Below are 26,985 nucleotides of genomic sequence, written 5' to 3' on the forward strand. Positions count from 1 at the left end.
CGCCCGCCGATGTGTTGGGCGGACCTTTATACCAGAATGGTCTGCACCAGGTCCTCCTGGCTGAACACCATGTTCGGCAGATAGCCCAGTTCGAGGAAATGGTCACGCTGCTCCTGCGCCGAAACGAGGACGGCCGCACTTTCCATGAATTCCTTCGTATGCTCGGCCGGTTCGCCCACGATTTCGATTTTCTCGGGAAAGCCGACTTTCATAAGGCGTTCCTTGAGAATGCTCGTGTCCAGGAAGCCGGATATGATCAGCGACCGGATGCCGGCGGTGGACTTGATCTGCCAGGCCAGGGTTTCCAGCGCCGCCGCCAGTGGAAGGCCGTTGCGGATTTCCTTGAGCTGCTGGTGTTCGCCATGTCCGCTGAATTCCATGCGGGTCAGCAGCTCGTAGGACTTGAGATATTCCCCGCGCTGGATCAGCAGGCGGATTGCAACGGCCATGCGCTCCATGGTGAAGACCTTGCAGAGATGTTCCTGCGTCGTCCTGTCGTCGAGCGAGGTGCCGATCCGGCCGCGTTTGATGCCGAAATAGAGGAAATATTCCAGGCCGCCGCGATACTGGTCCCAGCCGGTCATGGCGATGTCGTGGCCGCCCTGCTGGCGGTCGCGGTTGATCGCCGAACGGATGACCTGACGATAGAACGGCTTCTTGCGGAAGGCAACATCCCCCTGGTCGAGGAGATGGGCGAGCAAGGGAAACGCAAAGAAGCAGATGGAGCGCGGAGCCCAGGCCGATCTGATCGCCGACCGTCTGTACACCGCAATTTCCGGGAAGACGTGGCCGCGGAACAGGAAGTTGAAGACCTCCGCATAGCTGCGCCGCGGGAAGACGACATCCTCCGCCAGATGGTAGAAAGGCCGGCCGTCGGTATTGGTGACGCCGTCCGTGATGAACCACGGCGCGTGGCAGACGGTGGTGTTCGGATTCTGATCGAGATAGGCGACGATTTCCGCAATTTCCTCGCCGATCAGCCGGTCGTCGTCCGCGAGGTAAAGCAGATATTCGCCGCGGCCGAGGCGGAAGGCGCTGTTCACGTTGGGGATCATCCCGACGTTTTCGTCACCCTTGTGATAGCGGATCGGCGCGCCTCTCTCGATGAATTCCTGGACGACCGAAGTCGTGTGGTCGGTCGAGGCATTGTCGGAAATGACGATTTCGAACGGGAAGCCGAAGTCGAGCTCCCGCACGCAACGATCCAGGCAATCCCGCAGAGATTCCGCGCGGTTGTAGGTGGGAATGCAGATGCTGAGCTTGATGGAGTTCACTGAAGTTTCCTCGACCGGAGTGTTTCAAGCGGCGCGAGCGGCAGAGCGGCTTGAAGATGTGGTTGTCGTGACGCGGGCTTCCGGTGCCGTTGCGGTGTCGGATCTTGCCTGCCCAAATATTCCCGCCGTCTGATTCGTGTTGAGGCTTGCGCGCCTATAAGAGATTGCTGATTCGACGCTACCGGTTGAGACTTGTGCAAAACTGAAGCGCCCCGCCGATCGGCGAAGGCTCCCCTTCACAAGAAGAACGGGCGGACTTCCGTATCTTTCTGTTCACGACCTGCCGCAGCGGCCGGTACGGTGTTGACCTCGCTTGTCGAGGATGACTATCGAAGGTCATCCAAAGGACCTTCGTGATCGCATGATTCGGCTGATTTACTTGTTCATGGCTTTGATTGCGACACCCGGGCTCGCGCTCGCGCAGCAATCGCCTGCCGATCTCCTCAACCTGCCGGTCGATGGTTCGGCGGCTGCGTGGATCATCCGCACGTTCGGGCTTCTGACGGTCCTGTCCGTCGCGCCCGGCATCCTGATCATGGTCACGAGTTTCCCGCGCTTCGTGATCGCCTTTTCCATCCTCCGTTCCGGCATGGGGCTGGCGACGGCGCCGTCGAACATGGTGCTGATCTCCATGGCCCTGTTCATGACCTTCTATGTCATGTCCCCGACGTTCGACCGCGCCTGGAACGAAGGGGTGCAGCCTCTTCTCCAGAACCAGGTGACGGAGGCGGAGGCGGTGCAGCGGATCGCCGAGCCGTTCCGCGTCTTCATGTCGGCCAATACGCGCGACAAGGATCTGGAACTCTTCGTCGAGATCGCTCGCGAGCGCGGCCAGTCGGTGGGAACACCGGACGCCGTCGATTACCGCGTGCTGATTCCGGCTTTCATGCTGTCGGAAGTCCGGCGCGGCTTCGAAATCGGCTTCCTGATCATCCTGCCGTTTCTGGTGATCGACATGATCGTTGCGGCGATCACCATGGCGATGGGCATGATGATGCTGCCGCCGACATCGATCTCCCTGCCCTTCAAGATCCTGTTCTTCGTGCTGATCGATGGATGGAACCTGCTGGTCGGCAGTCTCATCCGCTCGTTCGGGTGAGACAGGAAAATGGCCGGGAGACCCGGCCATTGCGATCTTTGCGGATCGTCTCCGACGACTATTCCGTGCGCGTGCTGAACGGTTCGTCGCGGGAGGGCAGGGCGGGAACTTCGAAATGGTCCGGCTTGAGCTTGGCCTTCGCCCGGTCGACCATCGTCTCATAGGCCTTTTCCAGATGCCGGCAGAAGCGCTCGGCATCGAAGAGAGGCATGATGAACCTGTTCTTCGCCAGACGCTCGCGGATTTCCGCCAGCTCTTCCCGATTGTTGAAATAATGGATGGCGCGGCGGACATATTCGTCCTTCGTGTCGCAGACCATTTCCGGCAGCCCGATGGCATTGAGCAGGCTCTCGCTGACGCGCGAGGCGAAATTGTCGCCCTTGTGGGCGAGCATCGGCAATCCGCACCACAGCTTTTCCGAAGTCGTCGTGTGCCCGTTATAGGGATAGGTATCCAGTCCCAGGTCGGTAAGCGCGATACGGTCGAGATAGGCCGAGTAGTCCATCACGCGGTCGCCGAAGAGAATGCGCTCGCTGGCGATGCCGGCGTCGGTGAAGCCCTTCAGCAGGTTCTTGCGCGAACCGAAGGTTTCCTTGCAGATCAGGAAGAGATAGCTGCCGGGGGTTTCCTTGAGGATGCGTATCCACAGGTCAAGCGTCGTGCGGCTGATCTTCCAATGGGTGTGGAAGCACGAGAAGATGAACGCATCCTTCGGCATTCTGCAGATGCTGCGGTCGATCTTCCGCGGCAGCGACCGGTGGATCGCGTCGTTGGGAAAGAACGTCTCGGGCATCCAGACGATCTTTTCGTAATAATGCTGGAAGGAGCTTTCCGGAACGACGGTGCGGTCGGCGATGAGATAGTCGATATCCACGTTCACCACCGTGCCGGGATATCCGAGCCAGGTGACATGCACCGGCGCGGTCATCTGGTTCATGATGGTAATGCGGTTGTCCGCGGTATGTCCCTGAAGGTCGACGAGGATGTCGATATTGGCGTCCTTGACGGCTTCCACGGCTTCGTCGTCGGTCATGTTGCGGATCGAGATGATCCGGCCCCAGTTTTCGCGGACGGCGTCGTTGCTTTCCTTGAGCGTCTTCTCGCTCGCATTGCAGAACAGGGTGATGTCGAACCTGTTTCTGTCATGTGCCTCGAGCACCCCGCGGAATGCCTTCATCACGGCGTGATCGGTCCACAGGTCTGCCGAAAGGTAGCCGATGCGAAGCTTGTTTCCCCAGGTGTGCGGCATGGCCCGCCGTTTCGCCGTGATGCCTGGGGGCTTGCGGACCCGCGCGGCGCCGGCAATGGCGTTGACCCGCTCGTCGCTGCACCAGCGGATGTTGTACAGCGAAATCTCGTCGTAGAACGGCTCCAGCTCGCCTGCTTCGATTTCCGCTTTCAGGATCGGATCGTATTTATCGATGACGTCATACGCGTTCACGTCGCGCATCACCGTAAGGTAATAGTTACGCAGGATCTTGTCGTCCGGCTCTCTTTCGAACGTATCGACGATAAGCTTGTGCTCCGCCTCCGAGCGTGTCGCGAGCCGGATGGAGCGGATGGAGAAGCGTCGATGCTCGCGATTGTCGCTTTCCGCAAGCGTCTTCTGGAAGGCTTGCGCGCCTTCCATCTCCTGTCGCATCAAGGCTCCCGACATCAGCATCGCCATGTCCGGATCGGCAAGGACGTCGTTGAGGCTCTTGGCGCCGAGGCGCAGCAGGCTGATATCGTCGCTGTTGGCGAAGTGAAGCCGCATGGCTTCGCGCATGTATGAGAGCCGGTGGCGAGATTCCTGGGAGGCTGCCACCTGGAATGCTTGCGCGGCTTCCGTCTTCATGCGCAGCTTGACCAGCGTCGCTCCCAGCAGGGCATAGTGCTTCGGGTCCTTGTCCACGTCGAGCAGGCGGTTCAGCGTTCCGAGAACCTGATAGTAGTCGGCCTTGTCGAAGCTCTTTTGGGCGGCCACATAGTCCCGTTGCGTTTTCAGGCTTTTCAAGTCTTCGCACTCCAATAATAGCGGCGCCACCGCATGCGACGGAGCGGCCTCCATGCCATCATGGCGGGCGAAGCTTGCTTGAAGCCGTTGTCTCTTAATGAGGGAAAATACCTATAAACCGTAGGTTAACCATAGGATCAGAGCTTGCCGGGTTCCGATGCAAATTAAAGGAGTTGGCAAGAATTGGCTGCCAGATTTCTCCTCACACGACGGGTTTGGTGTCTCTTCCGAGCTGAAGGAACCGAGTTGGCATGATGCCGGACCGACGTGACCGGTAACGTATTCAGTCCGGTATGTCCCCCCACAGTATTTCGTTCAAAGGGACAATCAATTATGACGAGCATTCTTACCAACAACAGCGCGATGGCCGCTCTCCAGACGCTGCGGAGCATCAGCTCCGACATGGAGACGACCCAGGGCCGTATTTCTTCCGGTCTGCGCGTAGGTTCGGCTTCCGACAACGCCGCCTACTGGTCGATCGCAACCACGATGCGTTCCGACAACTCCGCTCTCTCCTCCGTTCAGGATGCGATGGGCCTCGGCGCCGCCAAGGTCGACACCGCTTATTCCGGCATGGAAGCAGCGATCGACGTTGTTCAGGAAATCAAGAACAAGCTGATCACCGCTGGTGAAAGCAGCGCCGACAAGACGAAGATCCAGGAAGAAATCACCCAGCTTCAGGATCAGCTGAAGAGCATCACGTCTTCCGCTTCGTTCTCCGGTGAAAACTGGCTGCAGGCCGATGTCGCTGGCCGCACCAATGCCACGACCGGCGAAGTTTACGCCAGCGACGAAATCAACAAGCAGATCGTCGGTTCCTTCACCCGCGACGCCAACGGTAATGTTGCGGTCAAGACCGTCAACATCGTTCTCGACGAATCGAACGTCCTGTTCGACCTTTCGGGCGGTGACGCCGGCATCCTCGACGCCAACTTCCTGAAGGGCATGCGCGCCGTCAAGGACACTAACGGTGCCGATCGTTACGCCACGGTCAACACCTCGGCGATGAACGACACGACTGCCGGCTGGAAGGAAATCGGCGGCGACGTCTGGGCCAAGACCGACACCAAGGGCGACCTGCTGACCGGCACCAATGCCGACTACCTGATGAAGGTTGGTGGCGCTTACGTCGACGCAGTCTCCAACGGCACCAACGGTTACAACGTTGACACCAGCGCCCTGATCGCGACCAACGCCTCGATCACGCTGACGACCGGCCTGTCGGTTTCCGAACTCGACATCACCAAGCTCGACGACTACCGCACGTCGTCCAAGAGCACCTACCTTGGCATGGGCGCCGGCACGAACGTCAGCGACGACGACCTGATCGCCGCCCTGACCTCCTTCGTCGACGGCCAGCTCGAGAAGATGACCAGCGCAGCTGCGAAGCTCGGTGCCGTGTCCAAGCGCATCGAGATGCAGAACGACTTCGTCTCCAAGCTGTCCGACTCGCTCGATCGCGGTGTTGGCCGCCTCGTCGATGCCGACATGAACGAAGAGTCCACCAAGTTGAAGGCCCTGCAGACCCAGCAGCAGCTCGCGATCCAGTCGCTCTCGATCGCCAACTCCGACTCGCAGAACATCCTGTCGCTCTTCCGTTAATCGAAACAGGCGAAATGGCGCGGAGGCTGACCGTGCCATGGACCCGAAAAAAGCCGCGCCCGGAACCTCCGGACGCGGCTTTTTCATTTTTCGGATTCGCTTCAATCTTCATTAACTATATTGGGGTTACCTAGTGCCATCGAAACGGCGAGTTAACCAGAAAAATTAACTGGTTAGCAAGCATGATGCTGACCGCTGTTCCCGGTGGAATCCGGAATGTCCCTTTTCGTAATCAGCCACTCAAGGGGCAATCAATATGACTAGCATTCTCACCAATATCGCAGCTATGTCTGCTCTCCAGACGCTGCGCTCGATCGGCTCCGACATGGAGAAGACCCAGGCTCACGTTTCGTCCGGTCTGCGCGTAGGCTCGGCTTCCGACAACGCTGCCTACTGGTCGATCGCAACCACGATGCGTTCCGACAACGGTGCTCTCTCCTCCGTTCAGGACGCTCTCGGTCTCGGCGCCGCCAAGGTAGACACCGCCTACGCAGCCATGGAATCGGCAATCGACGTCGTCCAGGAAATCAAGAACAAGCTCGTTGCTGCTTCTGAACCGGGCGTTGACAAGGCCAAGGTCCAGGAAGAAATCACCCAGCTTCAGGACCAGCTGAAGAGCGTTGCTTCTTCCGCTTCGTTCTCCGGCGAAAACTGGCTGCAGGTCGACATCGCCGGCCGCACCAACGGCACCACCGGCGAGATCTATGCGAGCGACGAAGTCGCCAAGCAGATCGTCGGTTCCTTCACCCGTGACGCCAACGGCAACGTTGCTGTCCGCACCGTCAACATCGTCCTCGACGAATCGAACGTCCTGTTCGACCTTTCGGGCGGTGACGCCGGCATCCTCGACGCCAACTTCCTGAAGGGCATGCGCGCCGTCAAGGACTCCAACGGCGCCGATCGTTACGCCACGGTCAACACTGCGGCGATGAACGACACGACTGCCGGCTGGAAGGAAATCGGCGGCGACGTCTGGGCCAAGACCGACACCAAGGGCGACCTGCTGACCGGCACCAATGCCGACTACCTCCTGAAGGTTGGTGGCGCTTTCGTCGACGCAGTCTCCAACGGCACCAACGGTTACGCCGTTGACACCAGCGCCCTGATCGCGACCAACGCCTCGATCACGCTGACGAGCGGCCTGTCGGTTTCCGAACTCGACATCACCAAGCTCGACGACTACCGGACGTCGACCAAGAGCACCTACCTCGGCATGGGCGCCGGCACGAACGTCTCCGACGAGCAGCTCATGGATGCCCTGATCTCCTTCGTCGACGGCCAGCTCGAGAAGATGACCAGCGCAGCTGCGAAGCTCGGCTCCATCTCCATGCGTATCGGCATGCAGGAAGACTTCGTCTCCAAGCTGTCCGACTCGATCGACAGCGGTGTTGGCCGCCTTGTCGACGCAGAGATGAACGAAGAGTCCACCAAGCTGAAGGCCCTGCAGACCCAGCAGCAGCTCGCGATCCAGTCGCTCTCGATCGCCAACTCCGACTCGCAGAACATCCTGTCGCTCTTCCGTTAATCGGAAAAGCCATAGAGATATCCGCTCTCAAAATGGCCGCGCCCTCCGGGGCGCGGTTTTTTTATGCCCGGTCGATTTTTATTAACTTCGGTAAAGATCGGTTTAACCTTTATTAACCATTTCTGCCTTAACTGAGCTCATCGAAACGATGGGTTAACCAAGACGAAGAAGAGGTTAACAGGCATCAGGCCGAGCCATCGTTCACCGGTGAGATCCCGGAATGTCCCTTTCATCTAGCCAATCAAGGGGCACCCAAAATGACCAGCATTCTGACCAATATCGCAGCCATGGCTGCTCTCCAGACCCTCCGCACGATCGGCTCCGATCTCGAAGATGCCCAGAAGCGCGTCTCGACCGGCCTGCGTGTCGGCACCGCTTCCGACAACGCCGCCTACTGGTCGATCGCGACCACGATGCGTTCCGACAACGGCGCCCTCTCGGCCGTCCAGGACGCTCTCGGTCTCGGCGCCGCCAAGGTCGATACTGCCTACGCAGCCATGGAATCGGTCGTGGACGTCGTGACCGAAATCAAGAACAAGCTTGTCGCGGCTTCCGAAGCCGGCGTCGACAAGGCCAAGATCCAGGAAGAAATCTCCCAGCTTCAGGATCAGCTGAGAAGCATCGCATCCTCCGCTTCGTTCTCCGGCGAAAACTGGCTGCAGGCCGATATCGGCGGCAGGACGAACGCCACCACCGGCGAAATCTATGCGAGCGATCCTGTGATGAAACAGGTCATCGGCTCCTTCACCCGTGACGCCAACGGCAATGTCGCCGTTCAGCCGATCCCGATCACGCTCGATGAATCGACGGTTCTCTTCGATCTTTCCGGTGGCGACGCAGGCCTTCTGGACGCCAACATTCTGAAGGGCTACCGCTCCGTGGAGGACACGCTCGGCAACGATCGCTACGCCCGGATCAATACGACCGCCATGAGCGACACCACCGCGAAGTGGGTCGAGATCGGCGGCAGCGTATGGGCGAAGGCCGACACCACCGGCGTCGTTCTGACCGGCACCAACGCCGACTACCTGATCCGGGTCGGAGGCGCCTTCATCGATGCGGTCTACAGCGGCACCAACGGCGGGTACGACATCGATACCAGCGCGCTTGTCGCCACCAATGCCACGATCGGATACGCCAAGAGCGTCTCGGTTTCGGAACTCGATATCACCAAGCTCGATGACTACCGCAACAGTTCGGCGTCAGTCTATCTCGGAATGGGGACGGACGTCGACGATACCGACCTCATGGACGCGCTGATTTCCTTCGTCGATACCCAGCTCGAAGGACTGATCAGCTCGACTTCCAAGCTCGGCTCGATCTCGAAGCGTATCAACATGCAGGAGGACTTCGTTTCCAAGCTGACCGACTCCATCGACAGCGGCATCGGCCGCCTGGTGGATGCGGACATGAACGAGGAATCGACAAGGCTGAAGGCCCTGCAGACCCAGCAGCAGCTTGCGATCCAGTCGCTCTCGATCGCCAACACGAATTCCGAGAATATTCTGTCGCTCTTCCGTCAGTAAGCGGCGCTCTAGGCTAGGAGCGGTTTCGTCCCGCTCTGACATGGCAGCAGCAATATTCAGGAAAGAAAACCGCGTCTCGAAAGAGGCGCGGTTTTTCGTTTTGGCCGCGGGGCTTGCGCGAAGCCTGCACGATTGTTCCATCGGGCCGCAAAGCCGCCATTAACGTCTTGCCAATCCGCGGAGGGCTTTGATAACTGTCGTTAACGATTTGTTAAGAACGACAGGCCGCCTGCGTCATCGACGCAAAGGGCGGTAAGCATGATGCCTCTGGTCGTTTCCGGTGACGCACTCCGGATTTCTCAGAATATTTGACCGAGGCACGGCCAATGACCAGTATCCTTACCAATACCGCCGCCATGGCGGCTCTGCAGACTCTGCGCTCGATCGACCGCAATATGGAAACGACCCAGGCTCGGGTTTCCTCTGGCATGCGCGTTCAGACGGCAGCGGACAATGCGGCCTATTGGTCGATCGCCACGACGATGCGCTCCGACAATCATGCGTTGTCGACGATCCAGGATGCACTTGGTCTCGGCGCCGCGAAGGTGGATACCGCCTACACCGCCATGGAAAGCGCCATCGACACGGTGATGGAGATCAAGTCCAAGATCGTCGCGGCATATGGCGTCGGCGCCAACCGCAACAAGATCCAGGAGGAGATCACCCAGCTCCAGGAACAGCTCAAGAGCATTTCCGATTCGGCGACCTTCTCCGGCGAGAACTGGTTGCAGGACTACATCAGCGATGGCGGCACGAATGCCCAGGAAAAGCCGGTCACCAAGCAGGTGGTGGCGTCGTTCACCCGAACGGCATCCGGCGAGGTCGCGGTCAAGACCGTCGACTATACGCTGGATTCCAAGACCGTTCTCTTCGATCTGAACGGCGGAAAGCTGGGCATTCTGGATTCGTCGGTCGAGTTCGTCGCGGAGACGGAAACGCCGGTGACCGTGACGACGACCAACGGCACCATGGGTTCGACGGACGCGGACTATGCGGTCTCGTTCCTGACCGAAAGCCAGCTGGCCGCTCTGGGCGCCGATACCAATACAGCCGACAGTCGTATTTATACCGTCGGCGGCAATTCCTATATGAAGGTCGCCGAGGGCCAGTGGGCCCGGGTGACGACCACCGATCCGGCCACGGCGCCTGCCGTCACCACTCCCGTCCATCAAAACGGCGCCACGAAATATTACTTCGTCGTCGCGGCCGCCAACAATCTGGACAACCGGAAACTCGGCATTTCGGTCACCTCGCTCGATATCGACAAACTGGATGATGTCGCGGCCCAGATGAACGCCATGGTTGCCGGTTCCGCGCCGGATAACGAGGCGGTTCTGGACATGATGGAACGCTTTCTCGACAAGCAGTTGCAGGCGATGACCAGCGCGGCCTCCAGTCTCGGCTCGATCCAGAAGCGTATCGACCTGCAGGAGAACTTCGTCGCCTCACTGACGGACGTGATCGACAAGGGTGTCGGCCGTCTGGTCGACGCGGACATGAACGAAGAGTCCACGCGCCTCAAGGCGCTCCAGACGCAGCAGCAGCTTGGCATCCAGTCGCTGCAGATCGCCAATACCAACGCCGAAAACATCCTTCAGCTTTTCCGTCAGTAACGCGCATAGGTTGACTTTCCTTCTCGTGTGGCAGTCGGCGACCCGGTTGCCGCACGGTTTTTCTCCAACCCGGCCGTATCGCCCGACGCGGTGCGGCATCTTCATCTTCGCGCAAGTTTGACTTCTTACCGTTCCGCTACGGTCCGGCGAATTCTCTGATCTCGCCAAACGAAGAAACGGCAACCTTATCGGGATGATACGATGATTGCAGCGGCGGAATTTCGCTTTTTCGGCGAGCTCATGACGGGCGTCGCGCGGAAAGGCATGGCAGTGCGGGGGATTGCCCGGTGAGTGCGTCCCTTGCCCGCTATCTGAAGGATTTCAGTGAGCCGGAAACCGTATCGTTGCCGATGATGGTGGAGGGTTTTGCCGACAGCGCCGATGACGATATGGCGTTCCCTTCCGTGATCGAAAGCCCCGTCGACGTCGAGGCGGAACGTGCCGAAGCCTATTCCAAAGGCTACGAAACGGCTTCCGAGGAACTGCAACGCCGTTTCGAGGATGAGCGTCAGGCCCTCCTGGCTGCGCATGCGGAAGAGTTGGCGGCGCTTCGCGAAAGATATGAGACCGAGACTGCCGCCGTCATCTCGGTCCGGTTTCAGGAGATAGCCGGCCTGACGGCGCACGCGATCAGCGATCAGACGGCCAGGCTTCTGGCGCCTCTGCTCGACGAGGCGCTTGCCGCAAAGGCGGTCTCCGACATGGCGGATATCATCCGAGGCGCCATGCTCGATGGCGATCTCGGCACGTTGACCGTGCGGGGCCCGCTGCATCTGTTCGAAAAGTTGAAGGCAGCGCTTGGAGAGCCCACGCCGCTCCTGCGCCATATTGAAGCGCCCGACCTCGATATTGCGGTCGATATCGGCGAAACCGCGCTTGTGACCCGCATGTCCGCGTGGTCCGCTAGTCTGAAGAAGGTATTGGGATGAGCGAGGGCGAGAATCATCACCACGGCAAGAATGAGGTCGTCATCGTCAAACGACATGGCGGTGGCCATGACGATGGGCATCATGGCGGCGCCTGGAAGATCGCCTATGCCGACTTCATGACCGCGATGATGGCGTTCTTCCTCGTCATGTGGCTGGTCAATGCGGCCAACGAGGAGACGAAAGCCTCGATGGCGAGCTATTTCAACCCGATCAAGCTGTCCGACGAAACGCCGGCTGAAAAGGGGCTGGAGAAACCCGTCGACGCGGCCGAGGGCCAGGAAAGCGGAGAGCGGTCCAGGGTCAAGGCGGAAGGGGATGTCCAGGGATCGGCTGCCGCGACCGGTGAGGACATGACCTCTACCTCGGGTGACCAGCCCAATTATTCCGAAGCGGACTTTTTCGAAAATCCCTATTCGGTCCTTGCCGAGATCGCCCAGGAAGTGGGCCAGCAGGCCAATGTGAGCGCCAAGGGCGAGGGCGGGGCGAGTGACTCCGGTCCCGCGACGGGCGCGGATGGCGGACAGGCATATCGGGACCCGTTCGATCCGGATTTCTGGACCAGGCAGATCCAGGTGACGCGGGCCGATGGATCTGACAAGGCGGTGAAGGCCGTGCCGAGCGACGATCCGCTGGCGCAGGCGGGCCAGTCGCCGCAGGTGGCGCATTCCGACCAGGCCCAGTTGGAGCAGCCGGTAACCCCGATGCAGATGGCGGTCGCCGTTCCCATGCCCCGGCCCGATCCGACGCAGCTGGACAAGGCCCAGGCCCAGCCGAACGCGCAGGCTGCAAAATCGGCCAATCTCGACGGACAGAAGCCGGAAGACGGTGCGAAGGCGGAGCAGGCTGCCCGGAAGGCGGCGGATGATCTGCGCAAGGAAATCCAGCAGCAGATTTCGGGTGTCGCGGGCAAGCTTGCCGAAGGTCTCGTCGTCACGCCGGCCGAAGGCGGCCTGCTGGTGACGATCTCCGACCAGACGGACGATCCGATGTTCAATATCGGCTCCGCCGTGCCGCGCCGTGAGATGGTGCTGGCGATGGAGAAGCTCGGCCAGATCCTCAAGGAACGCAAGGGCAGCATCGTCTTGCGCGGCCATACGGATGGTCGGCAGTTCAAGGGCACGGAGAACGATAACTGGCGGCTTTCCATGGCCCGCGCCCATAGCGCCTATTACATGCTGGTGCATGGCGGGCTGGCGGAAGATCGCATCAAGCAGGTTTCCGGCTTTGCCGACAGGCGGCTCCAGGTGCCGGATGATCCCTATGCGGCGGCAAACCGCCGTATCGAGATCTTGCTGCAGGCGGATGAGGGATAATGATGAGGCCTGCGCGCAGCATTACGTCTCTGTTGACGGCCGGGCTCGCTGTCGGGGCCGCATTCGCGCATCCGGCCTCTGCCCAGAACCGTGAGGACCTTGCGCCCTACGTGATGCTCCGCTCGCTGCAGTTCGTGCAGGATTCCGTCGTGCTCGGCGATCATTCGGCAGCCGAAATGCAACGCTTCATGCTGGAGAAGATCGATCAGCGGCTGAGAAGCGCGGACCCGTCCATCTTCGAGGACCCGCGCAATGTCGATGCGGCGCTGGTCTATGCCATGAGCGGCGGCAACCCCGCCACGCTTGAATATCTCGCCTCGCGCGACATGGCCGGCAATTTCGACAATCGCGTGGCCGATGCCCTCAGGAAATATCTGAACGGCAAGGGGACCCTGGCCGCAAAGGGCCTTGGCGAAATGGCCAAGGAATATCGCGACGAAAAGATCGGCCCCTATCTTGCCCTGGTCAGCGGTAATGTCATGGTCTCGACCGATCCGAAGGAGGCCCTGTTCTTCTACGACTGGGCGCGTCTGACGGCGCCGGGCACGATCATCGAGGAAGCGGCGCTGCGCCGCTCGGTCGCGATCGCCGTCGATGCCAATATGGTGGAGCAGGCGCTTTCCTATGCGCGTAAATATGCACGCCGCTTCGTCCATTCGCCCTATGCCAGCCAGTTCGCCGATTTCTTCGTGCAGCTCGTCGTCGGGCATTTCGGCGCCGTCACGGAAGAGGACGTGGACGGAGCGATCGAGTTCATGGATGCCGACCGGCGCCGTGAGATATTCCTGCGCATTGCGCGCGCCGCAGCGATCGCCGGCAAGAACGACCTCGCTCGTCTCGCCTCCGCAAAGGCCGAAGCGCTTGCCGGGAATCCGACACCCGAAGCGCTGGCGCGCCTCTATGGCGGCCTTGCGGGCATTCCCACGCATGACGTGAACGCGGCGATGCAGGCGATAGCCGACGTTCCGGACGATATGCTCTCGCCTCGCGACCGGGCATTGCGGGAAGCGGCAAAAGCTGTGGCGGAGCAAGTCGTTAGCAGGCCCACCGCCGAAAGCTTCGCGCAAGAAAAGCCAATCAATATGCCTAATACAGAAGACGCGAAATCCCCAGTCGTGTCGCCCAGGAATGAGATCGCTGGGCCTGCTGCCGCCACGGAAGGTCCGATGGCCGGCACAGCTGCCAAATTCGATCCGGCCTTCCAGACATACGTCGATAGTGGTCGTTCGAAGTTGAATGCTATCGATGAAATGCTGAAGGAGGAGCGTCCGTCCAAATGATTACAGACATTCTGGGTGGCAAGTCCGGTGCTGCTGAGGCAGCCTCGTCTGCAAAACAGGCCGTTGCCGGCCGCAGGGATTCCGACACGTCCCCGAGCGGCTTCTCCGATGCGCTCTCCGGTTTCGATCGCGATACGCCCTCGCAGCAATCGGATGACGACGTGTTGCAGGATGACGGCAAGCCGTCCTCCGGTGAGGCCGGCATGGCTGCTGATACGAAGCCCGCGAAGACGAAGCCGATTATCGACATAAGGCCGGAATCCCTTCGCCGTACCGCGGACGAATTGAGGACGCCCATCGAATTCCTGAAGGACGTCGCGGGCAAATCCGAAGAACGGCAGATGACGCCGGCGGAAAAGAAGCTCCGCGATGCTCTCGCAGCCGCCAAGGCTATCGCGCGGAAGTCCGACGAGCTTCACGAAAAGGGCGTTTCGCAAGGTCATGCGGCCGACAAGACGGCGCAGCAGGATGAGGACAGTCAGCTGGACCTGTCCATGCTGGATGAAGACGACGCCAAGATCGCCGACATGCTCTCGCTTCTGACTGGCGACGAAGCGAAGGTCGGCGAACTGAATGCGATGATGCCGAAGAACACGACAGGTGCGCAGACGAAGCGCACCAAGGATGCGGATGGCCGGTCCGCGAACGTGGACGCCCTTGCGGTCAATGATCCGAAACGCTTCATGCTGGGCGGCGCCGCGGAAGGTCAGCCGCTTTCCATGCCGACGGATGCGGATGCGAGCATTCCGGGCACGCGCCTGTTCCGCTTCAGCAATGCGCGGGGCGACGGGCAGAATCTGGACATGGCGATCGAAAAAGGCAGTGACGAGCGCGTCGGCGTGGAGTTCAAGTCGTCGTCGAACGGCGCGGCCGAGAATGTCACGGTGCTCGATTCTCGCCGCTTCCTCGGGCTCGCGCCGAACTCCAATGGCGCAAATCTCACTGCGGCGCTGTCCGGCGATTCCGAATGGGCCGCGGCCATGCATCCCAGCTCGTCTCTTTCGAACGCCGCGGCGCAGAGCAGCACCGGCTCTGTTGTGAACATGCTCAAGCTGCAGATGAACCCTCACGAACTTGGTTCCGTGACGGCGACGTTGCGCCTTCACGGCGATGAGCTGAACGTTCATCTGACCGTCGAGACGCGTGCGGCCTACAGGCAGCTCAGCGAGGACAGCGGCGGGATTCTGGACGCGCTGCGGGCCCAGGGGTTCTCCGTCGACCAGGTGACGATCAGCATCGCTCCAACGTCGGATACCGACGCTGCCGGCGGCCAGCAGGGCCAGGCCGGCCAGCAGGGCGCGGCGGAAGGCGGGCGACAGGGCCATGCGGCCGGCCGTGGTCAGGATCAGGCTGGCGACCGCCAGACGTCCGATCAAGGCTCAAGGGATGGAAATGATGCGGTATCGGACACGGCAGCGGGTACGGCTCCTGACGGTGCTCGTCCTGGCCAGCTTTACCTCTGAGGCTTTCGCAGGTTCGCTGTTCAGCTCGGGCGGGTGGGGATCACCGGCTGGCAATCCCCCGCAGGAGGCGCCTCCGCCCAAGGTGGTCCGGCGCACCTCCGCAAGTGCGGCGGCGCTCGCCGTGCCGACCAATCCCGGCGCCTGTGAACGCGAAATCCAGGCGGCCGCGGCAAAATACGGAATACCGGAAGGCATTCTCTATTCGGTGGGACTGACGGAGACGGGCCGCAAGGGCAGTCTCAGTCCCTATGCCATGAACGTAGAAGGAAAGGCATATTTCCCGCCGTCGCAGCAGGACGCCATGACCGCCTTCTACGCTGCAAAACAGCAGGGCATGAAGCTCATCGACATAGGCTGCATGCAGATCAACCACCACTTCCACGGCGAGAATTTCTCCTCGCCGCAGGAGATGTTTGACCCGAAACGCAATGTGGAATACGCGGCGAAGTTTCTTCGCAATCTCCACGACAAACATGAGACGTGGACGATGGCGGTAGCAAGATACCATGCAGGACCGAACAACGACCCCGCTCAGAAGAGATATGTCTGCAGGGTGATCAGCAATCTTGTTGCGACGGGCTATGGAAGCTGGACTCCGAATGCCTCTCGCTTTTGTGACGGATGACGCAACCTTTACTTGAAAGCACTTCGGCGAAGAATCACAAAATTGCGCGGAGGCGCGTTGATGACGTGAATCGGCGGCGCAAGTTTTCTTTTACGATGCGTTAATGTTTCCACTGAAAAATTGTGCCATCCCTCGGGTGAGCCACTATATCTAGTGCAAATCGCACGCAGGTTCTTAATCAATTATTAATTTGTTTGGTTAATTTCACACAGCTTGCCTCCGATTCCTTCGATTCGTACCCATAGGTCAATCGAAACACCACAACTGATTCGGAGGCGGACGAATGATCGTAGTGGTTGATGAGCGTGAGCTCGTGAAAGATGGATACACCTCTCTTTTCGGACGGGAAGGCATTCCCTCCACGGGGTTCGATCCAAGAGAATTCGGCGAATGGGTGAATACGGCGGCGGATTCGGACATCGCCGCGGTCGAGGCCTTCCTGATCGGTCAGGGGGAGCGCGCACTCGAACTTCCCCGGGCCATCCGGGATCGGTCCATGGCACCGGTGATCGCGGTCAGCGACCAGCCTTCCCTGGAAGCGACGCTTGCCTTTTTCGACAGCGGCGTCGACGACGTGGTGCGCAAGCCCGTCCATCCCCGTGAGATCCTGGCGCGCGCTGCCGCGATCCGTCGCCGGTTGAAGGCGATTTCCAACTACACCGACATCGGTCCGATCCGCGTCTTCTCCGACGGCCGTGATCCGGAAATCGAAAGCGAAGTCTTCCCCCTTCCGCGTCGCGAGCGGCGCATTCTCGAATATTTGGTCGCCAATCGCGGCCGTCGTGTTTCGAAGACCCAGATCTTCAACGCCATCTACGGCATCTTCGACGAGGAAGTCGAAGAAAATGTCGTCGAAAGCCACATCAGCAAGCTGCGCAAGAAGCTGCGCAAGAAGCTCGGCTTCGATCCCGTCGATTCCAAGCGTTTCCTTGGCTATTGCATCGACTGGAACTGATTTTCAGCAGGGCCTTGCCGCATATTTTCGGCGGGAACGGTAAGCAGACAGCTTCACGCAAGGCCCGCAACTTACTCTCTCCATCAGACAAAACGGAGATTTCCTATGAGTATTTTCGGCACGATGAAAACGGCCGTCTCGGGTATGAACGCCCAGGCCAATCGCCTCGGAACCGTGGGTGACAACATCGCCAACTCAAGCACCGCCGGCTACAAGCGGGCATCGACGGCATTCTCCTCTCTCGTCCTTCCGTCCACCCAGGGCTCCTATTCGTCCGGTGGCGTCGAGACCAACGTTCGCTACAGCATCTCCGAGCAGGGCGGCATCCAGTATACGACGTCGAACACCGACCTCGCCATCCAGGGCGAGGGTTTTTTCATCGTCAGCGATCAAAACGGCTCTCCTTACCTGACCCGCGCCGGCGCCTTTCAGAAGGATGCCAACGGCTATCTCGTCAACACGGCCGGTTACCAGCTCATGGGTTATCCCTACGGCTCGAACCCGCCGGCTGCCGTCGTCAACGGTTTCAACGGTCTCGAAGCGATCAACATCAACGACTTCGGGCTTGTCTCGTCGCCGTCTTCGCAGGGCAGCTTCCCGGCGAACCTGGACAAGGAGGCGACGGTGGTCGCCACCGGCACCCGTCCGAGCGACAACCTTGCCACCAGCACTTACACCAACAAGAGCTCGCTGACCGGTTACGACCATGCCGGCGCCAAGGTTCTCTACGATTTCTACTACACCAAGACTGGCACGAATACCTGGGAAGTGACGGTTTACCGTCAGGATCAGTCCACGAATGGCGGTTTTCCGTACACGGCAACAGCGCCGGCGACCTTGGTCAAGTCCACAGTGAACCTTACCTTCGATCCCAACACCAATAAACTGAAGACCACCGCTCCGGCCTCGCCAGACTCGATCACGATCACCGATCCGAATGACGGAGCGACGCCGGCCCAGACCATCAATATCGATCTTTCGGCCATGACGCAGTTCGCCAGCGACTTCACGCCGGGCAAGGGCATCATCGACGGCAATGCGCCGAGCCCGATCACCGATGTCGAGATCGGCGGCGACGGTCTCGTCACAGCGGTCTACCAGGACGGCGGCCGCCGCCCGATCTACCAGCTCGCGCTGGCGACCGTTCCGGCCATCGACAAGCTGCTGCCGCAGAACGGAAACGTCTACCTGCCGACCAACGACTCGGGCGTGGTCACGATCGGCTTCCCGCAGAGCGGCGCCTTCGGCCAGATCTACTCGGGCGCGCTGGAAAGCTCCAACGTCGATATCGCCAGCGAGCTGACCGAGATGATCGAATCCCAGCGCGTCTACACGGCGAACTCCAAGGTCTTCCAGACCGGTTCCGACCTGATGGACGTCCTCATTAACCTGAAGAGATAATCTGACGGCACGATCGAGAGAATAAATCTCAAGAGGTTGGTAAAAAATGTCGCTCGCATCCGCATTGTCCACGGCGCAATCCATCTTCAATAACTCCGGCACTCAGTCCGGTGTCGTTTCGAAGAACATCGCCAATGCGCAAAACCCGGACTATGTCCGCCGTTCCGCAATGGTGGTGACCGGCGGAAACGGAGCGGTGATCGGCGACATTGCCCGAGCTCAAAACGCTCCGCTCCTGCGTCAGACGATCGAAAGCTCGTCTATCGCGAGCGGCCAGCGGACGCTCCTGAACGGCCTCGAAGAAATCAAGAACCTGATGGGGGGGAACGACAACGAGCTCTCCCCCGCCAAGCTGATCACGGCCTTCCGCAACGATCTGGATGCATTCTCTTCGAAGGCGAACGATACCGGACTTGGCATCGCCGTGATTTCCAGCGCCCAGGATCTCGTGTCGGGCCTCAATACGGCGGCCAACAAGCTGCAGCAGATCCGCAAGGACGCGGACGACCAGATCAAGCAGAATGTCAGCGATCTGAACGGCTTGCTCGCCAAGCTCGAAACCGTCAACAACCAGGTCAAGAACGCCACGGCAAGCGGCGCCGATGCCAACGACGCGCTTGATGAACGCGATGGGATCGTCAAGAAGATCTCCGAAATCGTCGGCGTCACCTCCTACACTCGCGACAACAATGATCTGGTGCTCTACACGTCGGACGGTGTCACGCTGTTCGAAGCTGTCGCGCGGAAGGTCACGTTCCAGCCGACGGCGGCTTTCGACGCTTCAACGACCGGAAGCGGCGTTTATATCGACGGCGTGGCGCTCAATGCCGGCGAGTCCGCCAATACCACCGCGAAGGGGTCGATCCAGGCGTTCCTGCAGATCCGCGACACGGTCGCCCCGACCTTCCAGAGCCAGCTGGACGAGGTCGCCCGCGGATTGATCACCGCTTTTGCGGAAACGGGGCCGGCCGGCACCCTGACGCCGATGACGGGCATGTTCACCTACAAGGATTCCTCCGGCGTTCAGCAGAGCGCGGTGCCCGCGGCGGGGACGATCGTTCCCGGTCTCGCGTCGCGAATCCTGGTCAATCCCGTCGTGGTTCCCCCCAGCGGCTCGCCCGACAAGGTACGCGACGGCGGCATCAACGGCGCCGCCTACATCGTCAACACGGATGGCGGCAGCAGCTATGGCGACCTGCTCGACAAGTATAACGAAAATCTCGAAGGGCCGATGGCGTTCGACTCCGACACGGAAATCGCCGACGCTCCCAATCTCCTGTCCTTCGCTTCCGACTCCATGGGATGGCTTGAAGAGCTCCGCAGCACGGCGACCTCGTCGGAGGAGACGAAGACCGCGCTGCTGACCCGCACGCTGGAAGCTTTTTCGAGCACTACGGGCGTCAGCCTCGATGAAGAACTGTCGCTGCTTCTTGATATTGAACAATCCTATAAGGCCGGCACCAAACTCATGGCGACGGTCGATGAAATGATGCAGGCCCTGTTGGATATTGCGAGCTGATCATGAAGACCTCTTTCGTTTCTACATTATCAATCCAGACCACGATGCGAAATTCGATCGCGGGCGTGCAGCGCGAGATGGTGAAGGCAAACCAGGAGGCCGTTACCGAGAAACATGCGGACCTCGGCGTCGCTCTCGGGGCCAACACGTCGCGAGCTCTCGACCTCTCCCGCGATATCACGCGTATCGAATCCCTTTACAACACCGCGGCGTTGGCGACGCAGCGGCTTGAAAGCGCCGAACTTTCGCTTTCGAAGATGAACGACCTCGGCCTGGATATCCAGAGCGCCATCCTGACCCTCGGCAATTCGACCGACGCGACGAGCCTCGCGACCGCGCGCACGACCATGTCGAACGCGCTCGATGCCTTCACGAATTTTGCCAATACCTCCGTGCAGGGCGAATACATCTTTGCCGGCATCAATACCGACGTGAAGCCGATGGAGGATTATTTCGCTCCGGGCTCGCCGGCGAAGGCCGCCTTCGATACCGAACTCAACTATTATATGTCTTCCCAGGTTCCTCCCATCCCCAGCACGTCCGTGATGACGGAAGATCAGATGAATGGCTTCCTCGACGATCTTCAGGCGAAGTTCGACGGTACGTCCACGCTGACGAGCCCTCCGCATCCGGCGGCGCTGGCCGGCCAGGACTTCTGGACGACCTTCTTCTCCGATGCCAGCGACGAGAACATGAAGAGCCGCATCAGCCAGACCGAGGTTGTCGAGAGCTCGACCAATGCCAACAGCGCGGGCATGCGCAAGTTCGCTTTCGCCTCGATCGTATCGCTGGAGCTCCTGCAGCCGAACATGGACGACAAGGCTCGTCAGGCGGTGAGCTCGCGGACGAGGTCCGTCATCAGCGAAGCGATGAACGGTGTAGATAGTATTAACCAGCAACGTACTACAATCGGTGTTTATACCGAACGCGTATCCAAGGCTGAGGAAAGGTTGCAGGCGCAGAAAGACATTCTGACCAAGGGCCTCGGGAGCCTGGAGAATGTCGATCCGGAGGAAGCCGCGACCCGTCTCAACACGATGAAGACGCTTCTCGAAACCGCATACACCGTAACGGCAAAGATACAGCAGCTAAGCCTAGCCAACTTCCTTTGATGATTAAAGGAAGGCTCGTGAAGATGAAGGATACATGAATGTACCAGTTTTCATATGCCGAGATCATGGAGGATGGCGTTGCAAACGCCAAGGATCGTGAACGGCAGGCCCTTGATCGCTCGATTGAGCTGCTGACCGCCGCTCGCGACGAGGGAAGTTACACGCGTACCACGGTCGAGGCGCTGTTCTATACCCGGCGCGTGTGGATCAGGTTTATCGAAGACCTGAAACAGCCGGACAACGAGCTGACCAATGAGTTGCGGGCGGATTTGATCTCCATCGCCATCTGGATCTTGAAAGAGTGCGAGAAGATCAGAAAACGCGAGTCGACCAATTTCCAGGGCATAATAGACGTGACCATCATCATCAGGGATGGACTTAAATGAAAAGTACGCTTCGCATCTCTTTGAAATCCGGCGAGCGGATCTTCATCAACGGCGCAGTCCTGCGCGTTGATCGCAAGGTCGCGCTGGAGTTCCTCAACGACGTCACGTTCCTCCTGGAAAACCACGTCCTTCAGCCGGAAGATGCGACCACGCCGCTTCGCCAGCTTTATTTCATTGCCCAGATGATGCTGATCAATCCGGAGGGCAGGGAGCAGTCGATGACGCTGTTCCGCAAGTCGGTCGCCATGCTGCTCACCTGCTTCCATGACGACGAGGTGCTGGCGGAACTGAAACGGATCGATGGAATGGTCGCCTCGGGCAGGGCATTCGATGCGCTCAAGGCGATCCGCGCCCTCTACCCGGTGGAGGACCGCATTCTCAACAACCAGGAAATCGCGCCGGCGACGGTCGAGCGCATCCGCAAGGAGATCGCTCCATGGCGGTAGAACCGGTCACGTCGGCGGCGGCCAACCCCTGGGCCAATGCCGGCGCCTCGACTGACGCCTCCAACAAGGCCAGTCTCAACTACAACAACTTCCTGCAGCTTCTCATCGCGCAGATGAAATACCAGGACCCGACCGATCCGATGGATGCAAGCGAGCAGATCTCGCAGCTTGCGACCTTCTCCCAGGTCGAGCAGTCTATTCAGACCAATACCCATCTGAAGAGCATGCTGCAGGCGGAAGCGCTGACCCGCGCCACCGATCTTATCGGCAAATACGTCAAGAGCGCCGACGATACGCTCACCGGCAAGGTCAAGGAAGTCGAGGTCTATGCGGACGGCGTCGTCGCCATTACCGAAAACAACGACAAGATCCTGTTGCAGGCCGGCGTCGTATTCTCCGATACGCCGCTGAAGACCGGTGATGACACGACCGACACTGGTGACGGCAGCAAAGATACCTAATAAAATGCCCGCGAATCGGAGCGAGCGCGATGAATGAGGCCGATGCCCTTGATATCATGCAGGCGGCGATCTGGACGGTCCTGGTCGCCTCCGGCCCCGCCGTCCTCGTCGCGATGGTGGTCGGCGTTCTCATCGCCTTTCTTCAGGCCCTGACGCAGATTCAGGAAATGACGCTGACGTTCGTGCCGAAGATCGTGGCTATCATGATTACGATCGGCATTACCGCGCCGTTCATCGGCGGCCAGATCAATCTTTTCGCCAATCTGGTCTTTTCGCGGGTGCAATCGGGTTTCTGACCGGTTGCCGTCCGCTCCGTTTTTCTTTCCCCACCTTCGCGCAAGCTTCGCCGGTTAGTCAGGGTTGAACGGGTAGGAGAATATCCTGCCGCCTTCTCATGAAGAGACGGGAAATCCATGGCGCAACCACCTGCATTATCCATTCCGAAGGTGACCCCGAGCGGCCGCGACATCGGTTTCGCGCTCGGCATCGTCGCCATCCTCTGTATTCTTTTCCTGCCGATACCGCCTTTCCTGATCGACATCGGCCTTGCCTTCTCGATCGCGTTTTCGGTGCTGATCCTGATGGTGGCGCTGTGGATTCAGCGCCCGCTGGATTTCTCGTCTTTCCCGACCGTCCTGCTGATCGCGACCATGGTGCGCCTGTCGCTCAACATCGCGACGACGCGTGTGATCCTGTCGCATGGCCATGAGGGCCATGGCGCGGCGGGCAACGTGATCCAGGGTTTCTCCGGCCTGGTCATGTCGGGCGATTTCGTCATCGGCGTGATCGTTTTCATGATCCTCGTCACGGTGAACTTCATTGTCATCACCAAGGGTGCGACCCGTATCGCGGAAGTCGGCGCGCGCTTCACCCTCGATGCGATCCCTGGCAAGCAGATGTCGATCGACGCCGACCTGTCGGCGGGCATCATCGACGAAAAGGAAGCGCAGCGCCGCCGTTCGGAACTCGAAGAGGAAAGCTCCTTCTTCGGGGCCATGGACGGCGCGTCGAAATTCGTGCGCGGCGATGCGATCGCCGGCCTCATCATCACCGCCATCAACATCTTCGGCGGCATCATCATCGGTTACTTCCGTCACGGAATGGAAATCGGCGAGGCAGCCGACGTCTTCGTCAAGCTTTCGGTCGGCGACGGTATCGTCTCGCAGATTCCGGCGCTTATCGTTTCTCTCGCCGCCGGCCTTCTGGTCACGCGCGGCGGCACGTCCGGCTCCACCGACAAGGCCGTCGTCGATCAGCTCGGCGGTTATCCGCGCGCTCTTTCGGTGGCCGCCGGTCTCATGGGCCTGCTGGCCATCGTTCCCGGCCTGCCGTTCCTGCCTTTCGTGGCGCTCGGCGGCCTGATGGGCTTTGGCGCCTGGCTGGTGCCCCGCCGCATCGAGGCGGAGAACAAGGCCCGCCGCGAGGACGAGGAAAAGAAGGTCGTCCAGAGCAAGGAGGCGGAAAAGGATTCCGTCAAGTCCGTCCTCAAGACGGCCGAGATCGAGCTCGCGCTCGGCAAGCAGGTCTCGACCCGGCTCCTCGGCCAGCATCAGGAACTCGCCTTCCGGGTCGGCAAGATGCGCAAGAAATTCGCCACCCAGTACGGTTTCGTGGTCCCGGAAATCAAGGTTTCCGACGATATCGCCATCCCGGAGAAATCCTACCAGATCCGTATCCACGGCACGACGATCGCGTCCAACGTGCTGCGCGTCGGCGACGTGCTGGTCGTCACCGGATCGGGCCGCAAGCCGAGCATCCCCGGCGACGAGATCCGCGAACCGGCTTTCGGCATGCCGGCCGTTTCGATCCTGGAGACCTTCGCGGAAGACCTGAAGCGCGAAGGGTTCCACCCGATCGACAACGTCTCGGTGGTGCTGACCCATCTGTCGGAGGTCATCCGCAACAACCTGCCGCAGCTTCTCTCCTACAAGGACGTCAAGATCCTGATCGATCGTCTCGATCCGGAATACAAGAAGCTCGCCGACGAGATCTGCTCGTCGCACATGTCCTATTCCGGCCTGCAGGCGGTGCTGAAGCTCCTGCTGGCGGAACGCGTATCGATCCGCAACCTGCATCTGATCCTCGAAGCGGTGGCGGAGCTTGCGCCGCATGTCCGCAAGACGGAGCAGATCGTGGAACATGTGCGGGTGCGCATGTCGCAGCAGCTTTGCGGGGATCTCGCGGATAACGGCGTGTTGCGCGTCCTGCGTCTCGGCAACAAGTGGGATATGCTCTTCCACCAGGCGCTCAAGCGTGACGCCAAGGGCGAGGTGATCGAATTCGATATCGATCCGCGCACACTGGAGGAATTCAGCGAACAGGCGACCAAGGTCATCCGCGAATTCATGGATCGCGGCCTGCCTTTCGTGCTGGTCACCTCGCCGGAAACGCGTTCCTACGTGCGCATGATCATCGAACGGCTGTTCGCCACGCTGCCGGTCCTTTCGCATGTGGAACTCGCCAAGGGCCTTGAAATCAAGATACTCGGCGCGATTTCGTGACTGTGCATATCGGGGCCGGGCGATTCCATTCGGCCCCGTGGCATTCTAGACTGTCCGCAAAGGACGATTCTCACATGATAACCGACCCGCAGGGGACCATTCTCGCACTCTTCCTTGCGTTCTGCCGCATGGGCGGGTGCGTCATGGTGCTTCCGGGGTTCGGCAGCAGCCGCGTGCCGCCGCAGGTCAGGCTGTTTCTCGCCGTGGCTCTTTCGATGGCGATGTTGCCCGTTCTCTGGGATGCGATCTACCCCAAGGCATCGACCCCGAACGCCACCTATATCGGCCTTATCTTCACGGAGGCCCTGATCGGCGTCGTCTATGGCCTGATTGCCCGGCTTTATACGCTCGGCATGCAGTTCGCCGGTTCGATCCTCACCATGTCGATCGGCTTCACCGCGCCCGGCGGCCACGACATCCTGGAGGATTCCTCCGAAAACCAGCTGACCAACCTTCTGACGCTGAGCGGTCTCCTGCTTCTGTTCATGATGGACTTTCATCACGTCGTTTTCCGGGCTCTGGTCGATTCCTATGTGGCAACCCCGGTGGGTGCGGTGATCGATCCGCAGAAGATGCTGATCACGCTGACGGATACGCTGCGCGCGTCGACGATGATCATGCTTCGGCTGGCCAGCCCGTTCCTGATCTTCGGGTTGATGTTCAACGTCGCGATCGGCCTCATCAACAAGCTGGCGCCGCAGATTCCCGTTTTCTTCATTTCGACGCCCTTCCTGCTGATGGGCGGGCTTTTCCTTCTTTATCTTTCGATCGCCGCTCTCATCCGACAGTATGCGGGTGGTTTTGCGCCGATCTTCTCGTCTTTCTAGGGGGGACGGATGGCAGCCCCGGTCAAGAGGTCGGACAAGCTCAAGCGCCTGGTCGCCGTCCAGCGCCATATCGAGAAGATGGCCGAACACGAACTTGCGGCGACAACCCGCCACCGGGCCGAGGTCAGCCAGTCGATGGAGGACGTCATCGAGGCGATCGGCTCCATGGAGCCGGTCCATCGGCAGTTTTCCCAGCATTACGCCGAGCGCTTCGGCCGCCTGACGACGAAGGAGCGTCAGCTCGCGGGCGTCCAGCAGCTCCAGGAAATGAAGGTCCTCAAGGAGCGCACCAAAGGGGATCGTCTCGAGGAAAACATGAAGGAAGCCCGCGATCTCGAAGACCGCGAGGCGGCCGACAACGCCATCTACGAGCTCATCGAGATCACGCTGGGCATCGAGGCCATCAAGTAGACGCGCCAGCCTCCAGCAAGCTTCGGACGCCATAGTCCCGTCATTGCGCAGATCACCCGGCTCGAATCGGATTCGGACGGGATCATGTGCCGTTTCAAACTGTTGCCGTGTGTCCTGCCCTTTTTCCGGGTTTGGCTGCGGTATTCATGAAAGGAGCTGACGTGGCGATTTCACCTCCGAGCGATCTGGTTCTGGACGTCGTCCGTGCCGCCGACCCTGCTGCCGTCCAGGAGGCCCAGGCCAAGCTGAAGGCCAGCAAGGCCGCCTTTGCCGCGACCAGTCTTGCCGAAACGGGCAAGGGTTTCGGCGCAGCCATGGGCGTTCTCGATACCTCTGCCACCAAGGCAGGCCTGGGCAATCCGGAAGCATCGAAGAAGCTTGCCGAAATGCCGGACGAATACCGCAAGTTCGAAGCTTCGGTGCTCTCGACCTTCGTGAATTCGATGCTCCCCAAGGAAACCGAGGATGTTTACGGCAAGGGCTCGGCCGGTGAGTTCTGGAAGAGCATGATGGCCGAGAAGATCGCGGATGAGATGTCCGAAAAGGGCGGCATCGGCATTGCGGAGCAGATGTATTCGCAAGCGCTTGCACGCGCTGAACGGCAAGGCTCGGTCAACACCACGACGGATGAGAACGATCGCAGCCGCGCAATGAGCATGATTGACGATTTCGAACGCCAGGTCCTCGGCGTCAACAAGCAGAGCGAGGCCTGACATGATTC

24 protein-coding genes are annotated in these 26,985 nt (G+C 60.0%); 22 read left to right on the forward strand and 2 right to left on the reverse strand.

The genetic code is table 11. The features are described 5' to 3' along the window. Positions 1 to 26: 26 nt before the first annotated feature. The gene (locus ACFFP0_RS15015) at positions 27 to 1,274 is read right to left on the reverse strand and encodes a glycosyltransferase family 2 protein (RefSeq protein ID WP_377262102.1); all 1,248 of its coding nucleotides are present in this window, start codon (positions 1,272 to 1,274) and stop codon (positions 27 to 29) included. Between the two features lie 361 nt (positions 1,275 to 1,635). Between ACFFP0_RS15015 and fliP the strand changes: the two genes are divergently transcribed. Continuing rightward, the gene (gene fliP / locus ACFFP0_RS15020) at positions 1,636 to 2,373 is read left to right on the forward strand and encodes a flagellar type III secretion system pore protein FliP (protein ID WP_377262104.1); all 738 of its coding nucleotides are present in this window, start codon (positions 1,636 to 1,638) and stop codon (positions 2,371 to 2,373) included. A 58-nt stretch (positions 2,374 to 2,431) separates the two neighbouring features. Here the strand turns inward: fliP and ACFFP0_RS15025 are convergent, their stop codons facing one another. Beyond that, positions 2,432 to 4,369 (reverse strand): O-linked N-acetylglucosamine transferase, SPINDLY family protein, encoded by a 1,938-nt coding sequence (locus tag ACFFP0_RS15025; RefSeq protein ID WP_377262106.1) that lies wholly within the window; start codon positions 4,367 to 4,369, stop codon positions 2,432 to 2,434. Positions 4,370 to 4,702: 333 nt separating this feature from the next. On the opposite strand from ACFFP0_RS15025, the gene ACFFP0_RS15030 reads away from it, so the two are divergent. From ACFFP0_RS15030 to ACFFP0_RS15130, 21 genes are all read left to right on the forward strand, one after another. After that, on the forward strand, positions 4,703 to 5,971 hold the full coding sequence (locus ACFFP0_RS15030; protein ID WP_377262108.1) for a flagellin N-terminal helical domain-containing protein: 1,269 nt from the start codon (positions 4,703 to 4,705) through the stop codon (positions 5,969 to 5,971). Positions 5,972 to 6,227: 256 nt separating this feature from the next. Further along, positions 6,228 to 7,496, forward strand: a complete 1,269-nt coding sequence (locus ACFFP0_RS15035) for a flagellin N-terminal helical domain-containing protein (RefSeq protein WP_377262110.1) — start codon at positions 6,228 to 6,230, stop codon at positions 7,494 to 7,496. A gap of 257 nt (positions 7,497 to 7,753) precedes the next feature. Beyond that, positions 7,754 to 9,022 (forward strand): flagellin N-terminal helical domain-containing protein, encoded by a 1,269-nt coding sequence (locus ACFFP0_RS15040; protein ID WP_377262112.1) that lies wholly within the window; start codon positions 7,754 to 7,756, stop codon positions 9,020 to 9,022. 326 nt (positions 9,023 to 9,348) lie between these two features. Next, on the forward strand, positions 9,349 to 10,635 hold the full coding sequence (locus ACFFP0_RS15045) for a flagellin N-terminal helical domain-containing protein (RefSeq protein WP_377262115.1): 1,287 nt from the start codon (positions 9,349 to 9,351) through the stop codon (positions 10,633 to 10,635). 287 nt (positions 10,636 to 10,922) lie between these two features. Further along, the gene (locus tag ACFFP0_RS15050) at positions 10,923 to 11,564 is read left to right on the forward strand and encodes a hypothetical protein (protein ID WP_377262118.1); all 642 of its coding nucleotides are present in this window, start codon (positions 10,923 to 10,925) and stop codon (positions 11,562 to 11,564) included. After that, entirely contained in the window at positions 11,561 to 12,877 is a 1,317-nt protein-coding gene (locus tag ACFFP0_RS15055; protein ID WP_377262121.1) for a MotB family protein, read from the forward strand. The genes ACFFP0_RS15050 and ACFFP0_RS15055 overlap by 4 nt, the downstream gene beginning before the upstream one ends. A 2-nt stretch (positions 12,878 to 12,879) precedes the next feature. After that, a complete protein-coding gene (gene motC / locus ACFFP0_RS15060) occupies positions 12,880 to 14,157 on the forward strand; it encodes a chemotaxis protein MotC (protein ID WP_377262344.1) in 1,278 nt (425 codons plus the stop codon). Continuing rightward, positions 14,154 to 15,620, forward strand: a complete 1,467-nt coding sequence (gene fliK, locus ACFFP0_RS15065; RefSeq protein WP_377262124.1) for a flagellar hook-length control protein FliK — start codon at positions 14,154 to 14,156, stop codon at positions 15,618 to 15,620. The genes motC and fliK overlap by 4 nt, the downstream gene beginning before the upstream one ends. Positions 15,621 to 15,702: 82 nt before the next feature. Continuing rightward, on the forward strand, positions 15,703 to 16,245 hold the full coding sequence (locus ACFFP0_RS15070) for a transglycosylase SLT domain-containing protein (protein ID WP_377262127.1): 543 nt from the start codon (positions 15,703 to 15,705) through the stop codon (positions 16,243 to 16,245). A 283-nt stretch (positions 16,246 to 16,528) separates the two neighbouring features. Beyond that, positions 16,529 to 17,200 carry a transcriptional activator Rem gene (gene rem, locus ACFFP0_RS15075; RefSeq protein ID WP_377262130.1) on the forward strand — a complete coding sequence of 224 codons (672 nt, stop codon included), beginning with the start codon at positions 16,529 to 16,531 and terminating at the stop codon, positions 17,198 to 17,200. A 105-nt stretch (positions 17,201 to 17,305) separates the two neighbouring features. Then, entirely contained in the window at positions 17,306 to 18,601 is a 1,296-nt protein-coding gene (locus tag ACFFP0_RS15080; protein WP_377262132.1) for a flagellar hook protein FlgE, read from the forward strand. Between the two features lie 46 nt (positions 18,602 to 18,647). Then, on the forward strand, positions 18,648 to 20,120 hold the full coding sequence (gene flgK, locus ACFFP0_RS15085) for a flagellar hook-associated protein FlgK (RefSeq protein ID WP_377262135.1): 1,473 nt from the start codon (positions 18,648 to 18,650) through the stop codon (positions 20,118 to 20,120). 2 nt (positions 20,121 to 20,122) lie between these two features. Continuing rightward, positions 20,123 to 21,232, forward strand: a complete 1,110-nt coding sequence (locus ACFFP0_RS15090; protein ID WP_377262138.1) for a flagellar hook-associated family protein — start codon at positions 20,123 to 20,125, stop codon at positions 21,230 to 21,232. 38 nt (positions 21,233 to 21,270) lie between these two features. Then, a complete protein-coding gene (flaF, locus tag ACFFP0_RS15095) occupies positions 21,271 to 21,618 on the forward strand; it encodes a flagellar biosynthesis regulator FlaF (RefSeq protein WP_377262140.1) in 348 nt (115 codons plus the stop codon). Further along, a complete protein-coding gene (gene flbT / locus ACFFP0_RS15100) occupies positions 21,615 to 22,064 on the forward strand; it encodes a flagellar biosynthesis repressor FlbT (protein WP_377262143.1) in 450 nt (149 codons plus the stop codon). Before flaF ends, flbT begins: the two co-directional genes overlap by 4 nt. Further along, complete coding sequence (gene flgD / locus ACFFP0_RS15105; protein WP_377262146.1) at positions 22,055 to 22,525, forward strand: flagellar hook assembly protein FlgD; 471 nt, start codon at positions 22,055 to 22,057, stop codon at positions 22,523 to 22,525. The genes flbT and flgD overlap by 10 nt, the downstream gene beginning before the upstream one ends. 29 nt (positions 22,526 to 22,554) lie before the next feature. Next, positions 22,555 to 22,821 carry a flagellar biosynthesis protein FliQ gene (gene fliQ, locus ACFFP0_RS15110; protein WP_377262149.1) on the forward strand — a complete coding sequence of 89 codons (267 nt, stop codon included), beginning with the start codon at positions 22,555 to 22,557 and terminating at the stop codon, positions 22,819 to 22,821. Positions 22,822 to 22,938: 117 nt separating this feature from the next. Then, positions 22,939 to 25,026 carry a flagellar biosynthesis protein FlhA gene (flhA, locus tag ACFFP0_RS15115; RefSeq protein WP_377262152.1) on the forward strand — a complete coding sequence of 696 codons (2,088 nt, stop codon included), beginning with the start codon at positions 22,939 to 22,941 and terminating at the stop codon, positions 25,024 to 25,026. 74 nt (positions 25,027 to 25,100) lie between these two features. After that, complete coding sequence (gene fliR / locus ACFFP0_RS15120) at positions 25,101 to 25,853, forward strand: flagellar biosynthetic protein FliR (RefSeq protein WP_377262155.1); 753 nt, start codon at positions 25,101 to 25,103, stop codon at positions 25,851 to 25,853. A 9-nt stretch (positions 25,854 to 25,862) separates the two neighbouring features. Continuing rightward, a complete protein-coding gene (locus tag ACFFP0_RS15125) occupies positions 25,863 to 26,264 on the forward strand; it encodes a hypothetical protein (protein WP_377262158.1) in 402 nt (133 codons plus the stop codon). Between the two features lie 161 nt (positions 26,265 to 26,425). Beyond that, a complete protein-coding gene (locus ACFFP0_RS15130) occupies positions 26,426 to 26,977 on the forward strand; it encodes a rod-binding protein (protein WP_377262161.1) in 552 nt (183 codons plus the stop codon). Positions 26,978 to 26,985 lie beyond the last annotated feature (8 nt).

Origin of the sequence: Neorhizobium puerariae, from assembly GCF_042429745.1 — a bacterium.
GTDB lineage: Bacteria > Pseudomonadota > Alphaproteobacteria > Rhizobiales > Rhizobiaceae > Neorhizobium > Neorhizobium puerariae.